This window comes from Streptomyces sp. NPDC102274 (assembly GCF_044766385.1).
GTDB lineage: Bacteria > Actinomycetota > Actinomycetes > Streptomycetales > Streptomycetaceae > Streptomyces.
The window spans coordinates 238,652-254,029 of sequence record NZ_JBIWLW010000007.1 but is presented as its reverse complement, the minus strand read 5'-3'; the positions used below and the strand labels follow the sequence as shown (position 1 = coordinate 254,029).

At 72.2% G+C, this 15,378-nt stretch carries 12 protein-coding genes; 6 read left to right on the top strand and 6 right to left on the bottom strand.

What is annotated here, in order from left to right; translation table 11 throughout:
- Nucleotides 1–2: 2 nt before the first annotated feature.
- The 4 genes from ACIRQP_RS12890 to ACIRQP_RS12875 all read right to left on the bottom strand — a co-directional run bounded on the left by ACIRQP_RS12890 (nucleotide 3) and on the right by ACIRQP_RS12875 (nucleotide 5,451).
- Entirely contained in the window at nucleotides 3–866 is an 864-nt protein-coding gene (locus tag ACIRQP_RS12890; protein ID WP_403887754.1) for a serine hydrolase, read from the bottom strand.
- Between the two features lie 181 nt (nucleotides 867–1,047).
- Nucleotides 1,048–2,733, bottom strand: a complete 1,686-nt coding sequence (locus ACIRQP_RS12885) for a thiamine pyrophosphate-binding protein (protein ID WP_403887751.1) — start codon at nucleotides 2,731–2,733, stop codon at nucleotides 1,048–1,050.
- Nucleotides 2,730–3,740 (bottom strand): agmatinase, encoded by a 1,011-nt coding sequence (gene speB, locus ACIRQP_RS12880; RefSeq protein WP_403887748.1) that lies wholly within the window; start codon nucleotides 3,738–3,740, stop codon nucleotides 2,730–2,732. The genes ACIRQP_RS12885 and speB overlap by 4 nt, the downstream gene beginning before the upstream one ends.
- Before the next feature lie 202 nt (nucleotides 3,741–3,942).
- Nucleotides 3,943–5,451 carry a sodium:solute symporter gene (locus ACIRQP_RS12875; protein WP_403887744.1) on the bottom strand — a complete coding sequence of 503 codons (1,509 nt, stop codon included), beginning with the start codon at nucleotides 5,449–5,451 and terminating at the stop codon, nucleotides 3,943–3,945.
- A gap of 127 nt (nucleotides 5,452–5,578) precedes the next feature.
- On the opposite strand from ACIRQP_RS12875, the gene ACIRQP_RS12870 reads away from it, so the two are divergent.
- From ACIRQP_RS12870 to ACIRQP_RS12860, 3 genes are all read left to right on the top strand, one after another.
- Nucleotides 5,579–7,054, top strand: coding sequence for a PucR family transcriptional regulator ligand-binding domain-containing protein (locus tag ACIRQP_RS12870; RefSeq protein ID WP_403887741.1), 1,476 nt, complete (start codon nucleotides 5,579–5,581; stop codon nucleotides 7,052–7,054).
- Nucleotides 7,055–7,311: 257 nt separating this feature from the next.
- The gene (locus tag ACIRQP_RS12865; RefSeq protein ID WP_403887739.1) at nucleotides 7,312–7,899 is read left to right on the top strand and encodes a DUF1203 domain-containing protein; all 588 of its coding nucleotides are present in this window, start codon (nucleotides 7,312–7,314) and stop codon (nucleotides 7,897–7,899) included.
- 42 nt (nucleotides 7,900–7,941) lie between these two features.
- The gene (locus tag ACIRQP_RS12860) at nucleotides 7,942–9,099 is read left to right on the top strand and encodes an acyl-CoA dehydrogenase family protein (RefSeq protein ID WP_403887736.1); all 1,158 of its coding nucleotides are present in this window, start codon (nucleotides 7,942–7,944) and stop codon (nucleotides 9,097–9,099) included.
- Between the two features lie 73 nt (nucleotides 9,100–9,172).
- Here ACIRQP_RS12860 and ACIRQP_RS12855 read toward each other — a convergent pair whose 3' ends face one another.
- Nucleotides 9,173–9,952, bottom strand: coding sequence for a phosphatase (locus ACIRQP_RS12855; RefSeq protein WP_403887733.1), 780 nt, complete (start codon nucleotides 9,950–9,952; stop codon nucleotides 9,173–9,175).
- Nucleotides 9,953–10,073: 121 nt separating this feature from the next.
- Nucleotides 10,074–10,715: a TetR/AcrR family transcriptional regulator gene (locus ACIRQP_RS12850; protein WP_403887731.1), complete on the bottom strand. Its 642-nt coding sequence runs from the start codon at nucleotides 10,713–10,715 to the stop codon at nucleotides 10,074–10,076.
- A 100-nt stretch (nucleotides 10,716–10,815) separates the two neighbouring features.
- Between ACIRQP_RS12850 and ACIRQP_RS12845 the strand changes: the two genes are divergently transcribed.
- From ACIRQP_RS12845 to ACIRQP_RS12835, 3 genes are read left to right on the top strand one after another with little or no spacing between them, the layout of a single operon-like run.
- Nucleotides 10,816–12,447 (top strand): carboxyl transferase domain-containing protein, encoded by a 1,632-nt coding sequence (locus ACIRQP_RS12845; protein ID WP_403887729.1) that lies wholly within the window; start codon nucleotides 10,816–10,818, stop codon nucleotides 12,445–12,447.
- Between the two features lie 8 nt (nucleotides 12,448–12,455).
- The gene (locus ACIRQP_RS12840; protein ID WP_403887726.1) at nucleotides 12,456–14,429 is read left to right on the top strand and encodes a biotin carboxylase N-terminal domain-containing protein; all 1,974 of its coding nucleotides are present in this window, start codon (nucleotides 12,456–12,458) and stop codon (nucleotides 14,427–14,429) included.
- Nucleotides 14,426–15,373: a hydroxymethylglutaryl-CoA lyase gene (locus tag ACIRQP_RS12835; RefSeq protein ID WP_403887723.1), complete on the top strand. Its 948-nt coding sequence runs from the start codon at nucleotides 14,426–14,428 to the stop codon at nucleotides 15,371–15,373. Before ACIRQP_RS12840 ends, ACIRQP_RS12835 begins: the two co-directional genes overlap by 4 nt.
- The last annotated feature ends 5 nt before the right edge of the window (nucleotides 15,374–15,378 follow it).

Below are 15,378 nucleotides of genomic sequence, written 5' to 3'. Positions count from 1 at the left end.
TGTCAGGCCCCGGCCTGGGCGAGGTCCTTGTGGACGGCCCTGGCGACGGCCTGGATGGTGTTGATGCCGTCGTCCATCGTCTTGTTGTCGTCGGTGAGCACGGTGATCGTGTAGTCGTGCCCCTTGCCCGTGAACGCGCCGACGCTGTGCACGCGCCAGCCGTGGGTGGACCGCTGGAGCCAGCCGTTCTTGAGCTGGACGGTGGCGGTGGCCGGGGCGCCCGCCGGTACGCCCCAGCGCTGGGGCGTGATGACCTTGCTCATCCGGTCCAGGATGAAGGCGCGCGAGGTGGCGCTGAGCACGGTGTTCTCCGCGGTGATCAGGGACAGCAGCTGCTTCTCGTCCCGCGCGGTGATCTGGGTGAGGCCCCAGGAGCCCTTCGCTCCCGGGACGGTCCGGGTCATCCCCGCGGCCTTGAGGAAGCCCTTGACCTTCGTCGGCCCGAGTTGCTTCCACAGCGCGCTGGTCGACGCGTTGTCCGACTTGGTGATCATGGCCGTGGCGAGATCGGTCTCACGCTCGGTCAGTTCACGGTTCGTCCTCTGCGCGTCCCAGAGCAGGGTCGCGAGGACAGTGACCTTGACCACACTGGCGGAGTCGTATCGCTGCGTGGCACGCAGGGCGCAGACCGTATCGGTCGTGCGGTCGTGGACTTCGAGGGCCGTGGTGGACTTCCGGCCCTGGAGCGACGCGGTGATGTCCTTGGTGAGCTCGGTCCCGAGCCCGGCCTTGTCCGAGGTGCAGTCGACGGCCGGAGCCGCCGCCGCGGCGGGCATCGCTCCCGCGGTCATCGGCACGAGTACACCCACCGCCAGAGCGGCGGCGAGCGGTCCCCGGGCGCGCCGGGGTATTCGCTGGTGCGTCATGGAGGATTCCCGCCCCTGGAGCGTCAACGAGCGCGCTCCGCGCGGCGCGCCCGCTGAACATGATGCACACGTACGAGTGAATGGTTGTACGGCCAGATGGTGTCGCGATTGTCACAACTGTCCCTCTTGCCGCAACCTTCCCCCCGATCCCCACCGGCTCCCCCGGCCGCGCCGGGCGCCGTCAGAGGTGGGTCGGGGCGAACATCCTGAGCAGGGCGGGAAGAACGACCACCGACGGGCCCGGTTCCGCGAGCGCCCCGGCGAGGTCCTCGCGCAGGGACTCCGGGGTGGTACGGACCGCCGGGACCCCGAAGGACTCGGACAGGGCCACGAAGTCCGGGCGGGAGAGCTCCGTACCGGTCGTTTCGCCGAAGGCGTCCGTCAGGTACTCGCGCAGGATCCCGTAGCCGCCGTCGTCCACGATCAGCCAGGTGACCGGCAGGTCGTACTGGCGTGCGGTGGCCAGCTCCGCGAGCGAGTACATCGCGCCGCCGTCGCCCGAGACGGCGAGGACCGGTTTCGTACGGTCGGCCGCCGCCGCGCCCAGGGCGGCGGGGAAGGCGTAGCCGAGGCCGCCCGCGCCCTGGCCGGAGTGCATCGGGCCCGGCCAGGCGGACCAGGCCCAGTAGGCGAGGATCGTCATGTCCCAGAAGCTGGGGGACGCGGCGGGCAGGGCGCCGCGTACGGAGGCGAGCACCCGCTGCTCCAGGGTGCGGTCCTGGGCGGCGATCCTCGCCCGTACCTTCGTCAGGACCGTACGGACCGACTCGGCGCCCGCCGGATCCTGACGCTCGCTCACGGCGTCCAGCAGCGCCGACAGCGCGTTGCGGGCGTCGGCGTGGATGCCGAGGGCGGGATGGTTGGACTCCAGCTTGCCGAGGTCCGCCTCGATCTGGATCACCCGGCCGCGCGGGCGGAACGTGTGGTAGTTCGAGGAGAGTTCGCCGAGCCCGGAGCCGACCACCAGCAGGACGTCCGCGTCTTCGAGGAAGTCCGTGGTGTGGCGATCCTCCAGCCAGGACTGGAGCGAGAGCGGATGCTCCCAGGGGAAGGCGCCCTTGCCGCCGTAGGTGGTGACGACCGGCGCGGACAGCTTCTCGGCGAGCGCGCGGAGCTTGCCGGCCGCGTCGGCGCGGACGACTCCACCGCCCGCGATGATCGCCGGACGGGCGGCGTTCGACAGCGCGTGGGCGGCCACGGCGGTCAGCTCGGGACGGGGCATCAACTCGCGCGGGGTGGCGTCCATGGCGGTGACGACCGGCAAGGACGTCTCGGCGAGGAGGACGTCCTGCGGGATCTCGACCCAGACCGGGCCGTGCGGCGCGGTGAGCGCGGATTCCCAGGCGGCGGCGATCGCGGACGGGATCTGGGAGGCGGCGCGGACGAGGTGCACGGACTTCACGATGTCGCGGAAGGACGCCTGCTGGTCGCGGAGTTCATGCAGATAGCCGTGCCGGCCGCCGCCGAGTCCCGCCGTCGGGATCTGGCTGGAGATCGCGAGGACGGGCGCCGAGGCGGCGGCCGCCTCGTGGAGCGCGGCGAGCGAGGTCAGGGCGCCGGGGCCGGTGGAGAGCAGCAGCGGGGCGACCTCGCCGGTGACCCTGCCGTACGCGTCGGCGGCGAACCCCGCGTTGTTCTCGACGCGGAGGCCGACGTACTGGAGCGAGGACCGGCGCAGGGCGTCGAACATGCCCAGCGCGTGCTGTCCCGGCAGCCCGAACACGGTGGTGGCGCCCAGTCCGTACAGCGTCTCGACGACCAGGTCACCGCCGTTGCGCCCGGCGGGCGGCGCCAGGGCGGCGGCGGTCTGTTCGGGGGTGAGGGGCCGGGGCCCGTGGTCGTGGTCGTGGTCGTGAGTGGGGGTCACTTCGCTGTCCTCCCCGCGGCGATCTGCCGGGACATGATCGTCGTCAGTTCGTACGCCGTGTGGGAGGCGGCGACGGACGTGATCTCGGCGTGGTCGTACGCGGGCGCGACCTCGACGACGTCCGCCGAGACCAGCCGGCAGGAGGCCAGTCCGCGCACTATTTCGAGGAGTTCACGGGAGGTCAGCCCGCCCGCCTCGGGCGTGCCGGTGCCGGGCGCGTGGGCCGGGTCCAGCACATCGATGTCGATGGAGATGTACAGCGGACGGTCCCCGATGCGCTGCCGCAGTTGGTCGGTGATCTCGTCCACGCCCCGGCGCATCACATCGGCGGACGTGACGATCCCGAAGCCCATCTTGGCGTCGTCGTCCAGGTCCCGCTTGCCGTACAGCGGGCCGCGCGTACCGACGTGGGAGAGCGCCTCCGTATCGAGGATGCCCTCCTCGACGGCCCGGCGGAACGGCGTCCCGTGCGTGTACTCGGCGCCGAAGTAGGTGTCCCAGGTGTCCAGATGGGCGTCGAAGTGGAGCAGCGCGACGGGGCCGTGCCGCTTCGCCACCGAGCGCAGCAGCGGGAGGGCGATGGTGTGGTCGCCGCCGAGGGTCATCAGGCGCGCGGCGGTCCCGAGCAGGTCGTCGGCCGCGGCCTCGATGGTGTCGACGGCCTCGTTGATGTCGAACGGGTTGGCGGCGATGTCCCCGGCGTCGGCGACCTGAGCGAGCGCGAACGGGGAGGCGTCCTGGGCCGGGTTGTACGGGCGCAGCAGGCGCGACGCCTCCCGGATCGCGTTTCCGCCGAAGCGGGCGCCGGGGCGGTAGGAGACGCCGGTGTCGAAGGGAACGCCGACGACGGCGACATCGGCGGTGCCGACCTCGTCGAGCCGGGGCAGCCGGGCGAAGGTGGCCGGGCCCGCGTACCTCGGGACGCGGGAGGAGTCGACCGGGCCGCGTGGACCGCCGTCGCGGTCCCCGGCGCCGGGGACCTGGGATTCGTTTCCGTTGCTGCTCATCGTCGGGCCTCTCCGGGTATTGCTCGCGCGGCTCCGCGCTGCCGTGTACTGCTGTGTACTACTGTGTACTGCCGTGTACTGCTGTGCGCTGCCGCGTACCGGTACACGCCGCCGCGTGCTGCTGTGTGGTGCTGTGTGGTGCTCTGTCAAGAATGGACCGGCCCACTGACAGTGGGCCGGTCCGGGTCGTGTGTCCCCGCCCTCAGCCCACGGGAAGGGCTGGTTCGGACGGCGCCTCGGGGCTCTCGTCATCCGCGTCGCCCGCGAGCCGGCGCCGCCACGCGGCCAGCACCGCTTCGTCCGTCGGCCTGGTCACCAGGCTGACGATCAGATAGGCGGCCAGCGAGGACAACAGTCCGTAGTAGACGGGCTCGTTGGCGAGGATGCCGTACGCCGCCATCAGCCCCACCACGGCCCCGCCGCCGACGATCACGCCGGCCAGTGCGCCGTACACCGTCCCGCGTTTCCAGAGCAGACCGCCGAGGATCGGCACCAGCAGTCCGCCGACGAGCAGGTTGTACGCGACGGTGAGCGCCTCGACGACATCGTTCAGCGCGATCGCGATGGCGATCACGCCGATCCCCATGATCAGGATGAACAGCCGGTTGCCCCTGACCTCGTCGTGCTCGGAGCCGTCCGTTCCGCCGCCCGGTCCACCGTCCGCCCCGCCACCCCGGCCGCCGACCCTCCGCAGCCGCGACCAGATGTCGTTGTTCGCGACGGTCGCACAGGCGATCAGCGCGCCCGAGGAGGTGGACATCACGGCCGCGAGGGCGGCTGCCAGCACCAGCCCCCGTACGCCCATGGGCAGTTCGTCCTTGACGATGGTCGCGAACGCGTCGTCCGCGCTGCCCAGGTTCGGGTAGAGCACCTTGGCCGCGGTCCCGATGACCGCTCCGGCCAGCGCGTACAGCAGACAGTACGTACCGGCGACGGTGCCGCCCCAGCGCGCCACCTTGTCACCGCGCGCGGTGAACACCCGCTGCCAGATGTCCTGTCCGATCAGCATGCCGAAGGTGTAGATCAGCACATAGGTGAAGATCGTCTCGCCGCCGATGCCGAACGGCGCGAAGTAGTCGTCCGGCAGCCGCGCCCTCATCTCGCCGAACCCGCCCGCCTTGACCACCGCGATGGGCAGCAGGAGCAGCAGCACCCCGATGGTCTTGACGACGAACTGCACCATGTCGGTGAGCGTGATGGACCACATGCCGCCGAGCGTCGAGTACGCGACGACGATCGTCCCGCCCAGGATGATCGCGACGGTGCGGTTCAGATCGAAGAGGACGTCGAAGATCGTGGCGTACGCGATGGTCGAGGTGACCGCGAGCATCAGCGTGTAGGCCCACATCACGATGCCCGAGATGACCCCGGCCCGGCCGCCGTAGCGCAGATCGAGCATCTCGGAGACGGTGTAGACCTTCAGCCGGGCGATCCGCGCGGAGAAGAAGACCGAGAGCGCGAGCAGCCCCAGGCCGATGGTGAAGACCATCCAGGCGCCGGAGAGACCGTGCTTGTAGCCGAGGCCGACCCCACCGATCGTGGAGGCGCCGCCGAGGACGATCGCGGCCATCGTGCCGGAGTACATCCAGGGCCCCAGCCTGCGGCCCGCGACCAGGAACTCGCTCTTGGACTTGGCGCGGCGCATACCCCACCAGCCCATGGCCAGCATGCCGGCCAGGTAGACGACGATCACCGCGTAATCGACAGCCACGGGCTTCCTCCGTCTCGACTCAACTCTTCGTCCCGCGTTCTTGTGGGTCATGACGGTAGGTGGCCGGAAAGCGGCACTGAAGTGTACGTTTCATCCATTCCGCGTACGACCGATGGATGGAACATCCATGACGGACCCCACCGCGCACCCCACCGCGCACCCCACCGCGCCCTCCACGCCGCGCCCCGCCGCTCCCCCGCCCACCCCGCCGGTCCCGCTGGCCGACCTGCTCGCGGACCGGGATCTCGGGCTGCGCCGGATCGCCGGGCCGCCGGACGACGGCTCCCGGGTGGTGCACTGGGTGCACACCTCGGAGATGGCCGACCCGTACCCGTATCTGCTCGGCGGGGAGTTGCTGCTGACGGCCGGTGTCCAGCTCAGCGACGCGCACGCGGACGAGTACGCGTCGCGGGTGGTCGAGGCGGGCGCGGCGGCGCTCGGTTTCGGGGTGACGCCGGTGTACGACACGGTGCCGCCCGCGCTCGTCGAGGCGTGCGACCGGCACGGTCTGCCGCTGCTCGAAGTACCCCCGCGTACCCCGTTCACCGCCGTCGTACGCGGGGTGTGGCGGCTGATGGCGGAGGCACGCCACCACGAACTGCGCCGGCTGACCCGGGCGCAGCAGGGCCTGGCGGCCGCAGCCGCGCGCCAGGACCCGGTGCCGGCGGTGCTGCGGCAGCTCGCGGTGCGGCTGGGAGGCCGCGCGGTGCTGTTCGCGCCGGACGGCGCGGAGCTGCACAGCACGGGTCGGGCTCCGTCGCCCGGGGCCCGTACGTCCCTCGCGCGGCTGGCCCGGGTGGTACGCGGCGGACCGGCGTCCGCCACCGACACCACCCAGGACGCCCATCTCGCCGCCTACGCGCTCGGCGGCGGTGGCCAGGGTCTCGTCCTCGGCGTGGCCACCGGGGGACGGGAGGCCGGGGACCACACCATCGCCGGCGTCGCCGTCGTCCTGCTGTCGCTACTCACCGCGCCCCACCAGAGCGCGGCCGAGGCGGGCCGCTCGGCGGCGCTCGTACGGCTGCTGCTCGGGGCCACGCCCGCCGAGGCCGCGCCGCTGCTCGGGCCGGGGCCGTGGAGCGTGGTCCACGCGCGCGGCGGCTCCACGCCGTTCGCGGCGGGCGCGCTCGCGGCGGCGCTGGGCAGTGCGCTGGTCGAGACGGACGGCACCACGACCCGGGTCGTCACCGACCGCGAGGTCACCGCGCGGCCCGGCTGGACCCTGGGCGTCAGCGAGCCGGTGGAACCGTCGGAGCTGGCCGCCGCCGACACCCGCGCGGAACGCGCTCTGCGCCGCGCCGAGGCCACCCGTACCCCGCTCGTACGCCACCACGGAGAGGGACTCACCGGCCTGTTCGCGCCCGAGGAGGCCGCCGCCCACGCCCGTACCCGCCTCGCGCCGCTCACCGGCTCCCCGGCCCTGGCCGAGACGCTGCGCGTCTGGCTCTCGCTGCACGGCGGCTGGGACCGTACGGCGGTGGCCCTGACCGTCCACCGCAACACCGTCCGCCAGCGGATCGCCCGCTGCGCGGCCCTGCTGGACGTGGACCTGGACGACGCGGACGTACGGATGGAGCTGTGGTTCGCGCTGCGCTGGGCGTGACGGCGCGGGCCCCGGCCGGACGTAGGGCCTCTCGTTCGGATCATGCCGGGCTGATCCGGACGACAGGCCCTGGGCCGTCGGTCTCCCGACACGGGCTCGTCGCTGACGGCCCCGCCCCGCTCTTCCCGCCGGCCGACCGGTCCCCGTTCGTCACCGCTGTCAAAGACGGCGGCTTCCCTCTCCGAGCACCCCGTCCGACCGAGCACCCCGTCCGAATTCCGCCAGCGCGCCGGAGGCCGGCCGCCGACGCTGGGCTCATGACCACGTACACGCCTCTCCCCATCACTCCCGCCGCGCTCAAGGAACTCCGCGACATCGACGACGCCGGGCGGCCGACGCGGCCGTACACCGCGCGCGAGGACGGCGTTCCCCTCGATTGCGTGGGCAGCCCGCTGCGCTGCTGTCTGCGGGCCATCGAGCCCGGCGACCGGGTCGCCCTCGTCTCTTACGCGCCGCTGCGCCGCTGGGCGTCGGCGACCTGGGCCAAGCCCGGAGCCTACGACGAAGCGGGGCCCGTATTCATCCACGCCGACGCATGCGGAGAGCCACGGGGACTCCAGGGTTACCCCTTCGCGCGACCGGGGGCGCTTCGCACCGTCCGCCGCTACAACGAGGAGGGACACATCGCCGGGGGCCGCCTCTTCGAGATCCCGGACAACGCCGAGGCCGGGTTCGACCGGGTTTTCCAGGAGGCGTTCGCCGACCCGGAGGTGGCACTGGTGCATGTGCGGGCCGTGGAGTACGGCTGCTTCCAGTTCGAGGTTCGGCGACCCCGGGCGCTGGCCGTGCCCAGCGGTCGCGCCGACCGTCCCGGGGCCTGGACACCGGAACGAACCGCCGGGTAACTTGGATGAGCAAGCGCTTAGCCACGAGGGGGAGGAACTCCAGTGCGTCGTACTGTCTACAACGAGGACCATGAGGCGTTCCGGGAGACCATCCGCGCCTTCATCGAGGCCGAGGTCGTGCCCGTCCACGACGAGTGGTACGCGGCGGGGCAGGCGCCCCGCGACTTCTACCACCAACTCGGCGAGCTGGGCATCTTCGGCATCGAGGTGCCCGAGGAGTACGGCGGCGCGGGTGAGGAATCGTTCAAGTTCCAGGCGGTCATCACCGAGGAGTGCGCCCGCGCGGGTGTCTCCTTCGGCGGCTCAGGGGTCCATGTCGCGCTCTGTCTGCCTTACTTGAAGGCGTACGCCACCGACGAGCAGAAGAAGCGCTGGCTGCCGGACTTCGTCAGCGGCCGGGCGATGTACGCCATCGCCATGACCGAGCCGGGCACGGGCTCCGACCTGGCCGGTATGAGGACCACCGCCAGGCTCTCCGAGGACGGCACGCACTACGTCCTGAACGGCGCGAAGACCTTCATCACCGGCGGGGTGCATGCGGACCGCGTCATCGTCTGCGCCCGTACCGCCGCCCCGACCGCCGAGGACCGCCGCCACGGCATCTCGCTGCTGGTCGTGGACACGAAGTCCGAGGGGTACGCGGTCGGCCGCAAGCTCGACAAGCTGGGGCTGCGGATCTCCGACACCGCCGAGCTGTCCTTCACCGACGTCAGGGTCCCGGTCGAGGATCTGCTCGGCGAGGAGAACAAGGGCTTCTCCTACCTCGGCCAGAATCTGCCGCAGGAGCGGCTGGGCATCGCCGTCGGCGCGTACGCGCAGGCCGCCGCCGCGGTCCGGTTCGCGCAGGCGTACGTCCAGGAGCGGACGGTCTTCGGCAAGACCGTCGCGTCGTTCCAGAACACGAAGTTCGAACTGGCCGCGTGCAAGGCCGAGGTGGACGCGGCGGAGGCCGTCGTCGACCGCGCGCTGGAGGCCCATGACCTGGGCGAGCTGTCCGCGGCCGAGGCCGCGTCCGCGAAGCTCTTCACCACCGAGGTCGCGCACCGCGTCATCGACAAGTGCCTCCAGCTGCACGGCGGTTACGGCTATATGAACGAGTACCCGATCGCCCGGCTGTACGCGGACAACCGCGTCAATCGGATCTACGGCGGCACCAGCGAGGTCATGAAGATGATCATCGCCAAGTCGATGGGGCTGTGAGCCAGGTCGACGGGGCCGGCAGAGCCACGTCGACGGGGCTGGAAGAAGGGGGCGGGCCGGCTGGGCCGTACGGTCAGAGCAGGCCCGCCTCGTTCAGCAGGTAGGCGGTCATCGGGTCGTAGAAGCGCGGGTCCGTGACATGGTCGTCCAGCGGGACGGTCACCTCCACCGTGCCTTCCGCCTCGGCGATGAAGAGCGCCGGGTCGTTGCAGTCCGCGTATCCGACCGAGTCCAGTCCGCGCTGGCCCGCGCACCCCGCCCAGCCGTGGTCCGCGACCACCAGATCGGGCTGTGGTCTGCCCTCGCGCTCCAGACCGTCCAGGATCGCCCGCATCGGCTCCGGCGAGTGCGTGTGCCAGAGGGTCGCGCCGCGCTCCAGCATCGCGACATCCGCGAACTGGAAGACCATGCCCTCGTCGGCGGTGAGCCCGCCCGGGATCCGTACGATCTCGCAGCCCGCGGCCCGCAGGGCGTCCGCGGTCTGCCGGTGCACGTCCAGCAGCCCGCCCGGGTGGCCGGTCGCGAACAGCACGCGCTGCTTGCCCGCGGCGGCCTTGCGCAGCCGGGCGGCCAGCCGCTCCAGGCCGCCCACGGTCAGTTCGGGGTCGATGGTGTCCTGGCCGGCCCGGTGCTCGGGGTCGTCGCTGACCCCGCACCGCTCGGCCATCACCGCGAGCACGTCCTGCTCGTCGGTCCAGCGGTCCCCCAGCTCCAGGCCCAGCCAGTAGTGGCGGTCGCCGTTGGCCAGCTTGCGGTAGTGGGAGAGGTTGTTGTCACGGGGGGTGGCGACGTCCCCGGCGATACGCGTTCGGACGAGATGGTCGACAAGGGCGGCACGGCTCGGTATCGGCATGAACCCATTGTGCCGTCCGACCCCCGCGTCGCGCCGGGTGTCCCGGTTCCCGGACGGTCTTCGGCCGGTCTTCGACCAGCCCGGACTCCGGTGGACACCCGACAGCGTGGTGCGCCGGGCCTCACCCGTGACCGGCGGCGGCCCCCGCACCGCCCGCCTCACCCGTCTCGCCCAGCGCCGCGAACGCGCCGTGCGCCAGGCGGCGCAGCAGGGATTCCGTCGCGGCGCGCCCCGGGAGGCCGCCGCCGGGTGAACCGAGGTGCGGTGTCGAGTTCAGCAGGCCGAAGACCGCGTGGACCGCGCCGCGCGCCTGGGATTCCGGGACGGCCGGGTACAGCTCCCGTACGACCGTGACCCACAGCTCCACGTACTGCCGCTGGAGCTGGCGGACCAGCTTGCGGTCGCTGTCCCTCAGCCGGTCCAGCTCGCGGTCGTGGAGGGTGATCAGCGGTCGGTCGTCGAGGGCGAAGTCGATATGCCCGTCGATCAGCGAGGCCAGTACGGCGGCCGGGTCTCCGGCCGCTCCCGCGCCCCGTACGCGCAGCTTCCCGCCGTCCAGCAGCCGTCCGCTGATGCCGACCAGCAGCTCGGCGAGCATCGCGTCCTTGCCCGCGAAATGGCGGTACAGACCGGGTCCGCTGATACCGACGGCCGCCCCTATCTCGTCGACACCGACGCCGTGGAACCCGCGCTCGGCGAAGAGGCGCGCGGCCTCGCTGAGGATCTGCTCGCGGCGGGTCGGGGCCGCGGTCCGGGTGCTCATGGGAAATCATTCTAGACAGGGCCGTTAGCGGTCGTTAACCTGAAGGCATCGCGTTAACGCTCACTAACACTCCATGAACCCAGCGAGGGGGCTACGAGCGATGCGGCAGGCACCAGTGCTCGCGAGCGCCGCCGATCCGGCGTCCGAGGCATGGCAGGCCAACGAGGCGGCCCATCAGGAGCTGGCCGACGGCCTGCGCTCCCGGCTCGTCGCCGCGCGCCTCGGCGGCGGCGAGAAGGCCCGCGCCCGGCACACGGCGCGCGGGAAGCTGCTCCCGCGCGACCGGGTGGACACCCTCCTCGACCCCGGTTCGCCCTTCCTGGAGCTGGCGCCGCTCGCGGCCGAGGGAATGTACGACGGGGCGGCCCCGGCCGCCGGGGTGATCGCCGGGATCGGCCGGGTCAGCGGGCGCGAGGTGGTGATCGTCGCCAATGACGCCACGGTCAAGGGCGGTACGTACTACCCGATGACGGTGAAGAAACACCTCCGCGCCCAGGAGGTGGCCCTGGAGAACCGCCTCCCCTGTCTGTATCTGGTGGACTCGGGCGGCGCCTTCCTGCCGATGCAGGACGAGGTCTTCCCCGACCGCGACCACTTCGGCCGGATCTTCTACAACCAGGCCCGGATGTCCGGCGCCGGCATCCCGCAGATCGCCGCGGTGCTCGGCTCCTGCACGGCGGGCGGCGCGTACGTCCCGGCGATGAGCGACGAGGCCGTGATCGTCCGCGGGCAGGGCACGATCTTCCTGGGCGGCCCGCCGCTGGTGAAGGCGGCGACCGGTGAGGTCGTCACGGCCGAGGAGCTGGGCGGCGGCGAGGTGCACTCCCGGGTCTCGGGCGTCACCGACCATCTCGCCGAGGACGACGCGCACGCGCTGCGCATCGTCCGCACGATCGTCTCCACGCTCCCCGCGCGCGGCCCGCTCCCGTGGTCCGTCGAGCCGGTGGAGGAGCCCAAGGCGGACCCCGCCGGGCTTTATGGCGCGGTGCCGGTGGATTCCCGTACGCCCTACGACGTCCGCGAGGTGATCGCGCGGCTGGTCGACGGCTCGCGGTTCGCCGAGTTCAAGTCCGAGTTCGGTACGACGCTGGTCACCGGCTTCGCGCGGATCCACGGCCATCCGGTCGGCGTCGTCGCCAACAACGGCATCCTGTTCTCCGAGTCCGCCCAGAAGGGCGCGCATTTCATCGAGCTGTGCGACCAGCGCGGTATCCCGCTGCTCTTCCTCCAGAACATCTCGGGCTTCATGGTCGGCCGGGACTACGAGGCGGGCGGGATCGCCAAGCACGGCGCGAAGATGGTGACGGCCGTCGCCTGCGCGCGGGTGCCGAAGCTGACGGTCGTGGTCGGCGGTTCGTACGGTGCGGGCAACTACTCGATGTGCGGCCGGGCCTACTCCCCCCGCTTCCTGTGGATGTGGCCCAACGCCAAGATCTCGGTGATGGGCGGCGAGCAGGCCGCCTCTGTGCTGGCCACCGTCAAGCGCGACCAGATCGAGACGCGCGGAGAGGAGTGGCCGGCCGAGGACGAGGAGTCCTTCAAGGACCCGATCCGCGCGCAGTACGAGGCCCAGGGCAACGCCTACTACGCGACCGCGCGCCTCTGGGACGACGGCGTGATCGACCCGCTGGAGACCCGCCAGGTGGTGGGTCTGGCCCTGACCGCGTGTGCCAACGCCCCACTGCCCCAGAGGGACAGCGCGGCGCCCGGCTTCGGCGTCTTCCGGATGTGAGGGTGGGAATGTTCGACACGGTTCTGATCGCCAACCGCGGCGAGATCGCGGTCCGCGTCATCCGTACCCTGCGGGCCCTGGGCGTGCGCTCGGTCGCGGTGTTCAGCGACGCGGACGCGGACGCCCGGCATGTACGGGAGGCCGACACCGCGGTACGGATCGGGGCCGCCGCCGCGGCCGAGAGCTATCTCCGCGTCGACCGGCTGCTGGAGGCGGCGGCCCGTACCGGCGCGGGGGCGGTCCACCCCGGCTATGGCTTCCTCGCCGAGAACGCCGGCTTCGCGCGCGCCTGCGCGGACGCGGGGCTGGTCTTCGTCGGCCCGCCGGCCCCCGCCATCGCGCTGATGGGCGACAAGATCCGCGCCAAGGAGACCGTACGGGCCGCCGGGGTCCCGGTGGTGCCCGGCTCCTCGGGCGGCGGACTGAGCGATGACCAGCTGGCCGAGGCGGCGCGCGGGATCGGGATGCCGGTGCTGCTGAAGCCCTCGGCGGGCGGCGGCGGCAAGGGCATGCGGCTGGTGCGGTCCGAGGCGGCGCTCGCCGAGGAGATCGCGGCGGCCCGGCGCGAGGCGCGCTCCTCCTTCGGGGACGACACGCTCCTGGTGGAGCGGTGGGTGGACCGCCCGCGCCATATCGAGATCCAGGTCCTGGCGGACACCCACGGGAACGTGGTGCATCTGGGCGAGCGCGAGTGCTCGCTCCAGCGCCGCCACCAGAAGGTCATCGAGGAGGCGCCGTCCGTCCTGCTGGACGAGGCGACGCGCGCGGCGATGGGCGAGGCGGCGGTCCGGGCGGCGCGCTCGTGCGGATACGCGGGCGCGGGGACGGTCGAGTTCATCGTCCCCGGCGGCGACCCGTCGTCGTACTTCTTCATGGAGATGAACACCCGCCTGCAGGTCGAGCACCCGGTGACCGAGCTGGCGGTGTCGGTCGGAGGGAGGCGCGGCCTGGATCTGGTGGAGTGGCAGCTGCGGATCGCCTCCGGTGAGGAACTGCCCTTCGGCCAGGGCGACATCGCGTTCGACGGCCACGCCGTGGAGGCGCGTGTCTGCGCCGAGGATCCGGCCCGCGGCTTCCTGCCCTCCGGCGGTACGGTGCTCGCCCTGCGCGAGCCGGAGGGCGACGGCGTACGGACCGACTCGGGGCTCTTCGAGGGCGCGGAGGTCGGCAGCGCGTACGACCCGATGCTCTCCAAGGTCATCGCGTACGGCCCCGACCGCGCCACGGCCCTGCGCAGACTCCGCGCGGCCCTCGCGGAGACGGTCACGCTCGGCGTCCCGACCAACGCCGGCTTCCTCCGCCGGCTGCTGGCCCACCCCTCGGTGGTCGCGGGCGAGCTGGACACGGGTCTGGTCGAGCGCGAGGCGGCGGGGCTGCTGGCGGAGACGGTCCCGCCCGAGGTGTACGCGGCCGCGGCGGCGGTCCGTCGGGCGGGGCTGCTGCCGCCCGCGACCGCGGGATGGACGGACCCCTTCTCCGTACCGGACGGCTGGCGCCTCGGCGGCGTGCCCCACCCGGTCCGCCATCCGCTGCGGGTGACGGGACTCGAACCCGTGACGCGCGAGGCGCCGCCCGCGGACCGGTCCCGGGTGGAGCCCGGCCGGGTCACGGTCACCGTGGACGGGGTGACCCACACCTTCCACCGCGCGGGCGACTGGCTCGGCAGGGACGGGGACAGCTGGCACGTCCAGGACTTCGACCCCGTGGAGGCCGCCCTGCGCGGGGCCGCCGGGGCGGGCGGTGTGGACGCGCTGACCGCGCCGATGCCCGGGACGGTCACCGTCGTGAAGGTCGCCGTCGGGGACGAGGTGACGGCCGGACAGAGTCTGCTGGTCGTCGAGGCGATGAAGATGGAGCACGTCATCTCCGCCCCGCACGACGGCACGGTCACCGAGCTGGACGTCACCCCCGGCTCCACCGTCGCCATGGATCAAGTGCTGGCCGTCGTCGCGCCGGCCGGCCTTGCCGAGGAGGAGTCATGATCGAAGGACTGCCCATGGCGGTGCCCGCGCAGGGCGTGCCGCCCCGGGTCCGTATCCACGAGGTGGGCGCGCGCGACGGGCTCCAGAACGAGAAGACCGTCGTACCGACCGAGGTCAAGGCGGAGTTCATCCACCGCCTCGCCCACGCCGGACTGACCACCATCGAGGCGACCAGCTTCGTCCGCCCCGAGTGGGTGCCCCAACTGGCCGACGCCGAGCGGCTGTTCCCGATGCTCGCCGACCTCGGCGGCGCCCCCGACATCGAGCTTCCCGTACTCGTGCCGAACGGGCGCGGGCTGGACCGCGCCATGGCGCTGGGCGCCCGCCGTATCGCCGTGTTCGGCAGCGCCACGGAATCCTTCGCCAAGGCCAATCTCAACCGGACGGTCGACGAGTCGCTCGCCATGTTCGAGCCGGTCGTCGCCAGGGCCCGGGAGGACCGGATGTGGGTCCGCGGCTATCTCTCGATGTGCTTCGGCGACCCCTGGGAGGGGCCCGTCCCCATCCATCAGGTCGTCAGGGTCGCCAAGGCCCTCAGGGACATGGGATGCGACGAGCTGAGCCTCGGCGACACCATCGGCGTCGCCACCCCCGGCCATGTGCAGACGCTCCTCGCCGAGCTGAACGAGGAGGGCGTGCCGACCGATGCCCTCGCGGTGCACTTCCACGACACCTACGGCCAGGCGCTCGCCAACACCCTCGCCGCGCTCCAGCACGGAGTGACCACCGTGGACGCCTCCGCGGGCGGCCTCGGCGGCTGCCCGTACGCGAAGAGCGCGACCGGCAATCTCGCCACCGAAGACCTCGTGTGGATGCTCGACGGCCTCGGTATCGAAACCGGCGTCGATCTCGGCCGGCTCGTCGCCACCAGCGACTGGCTGGCCGAACGGCTGGGCCGCCCCAGCCCCTCCCGTACCGTACGCGCCCTCTCCCACAAGGAGTGACCACC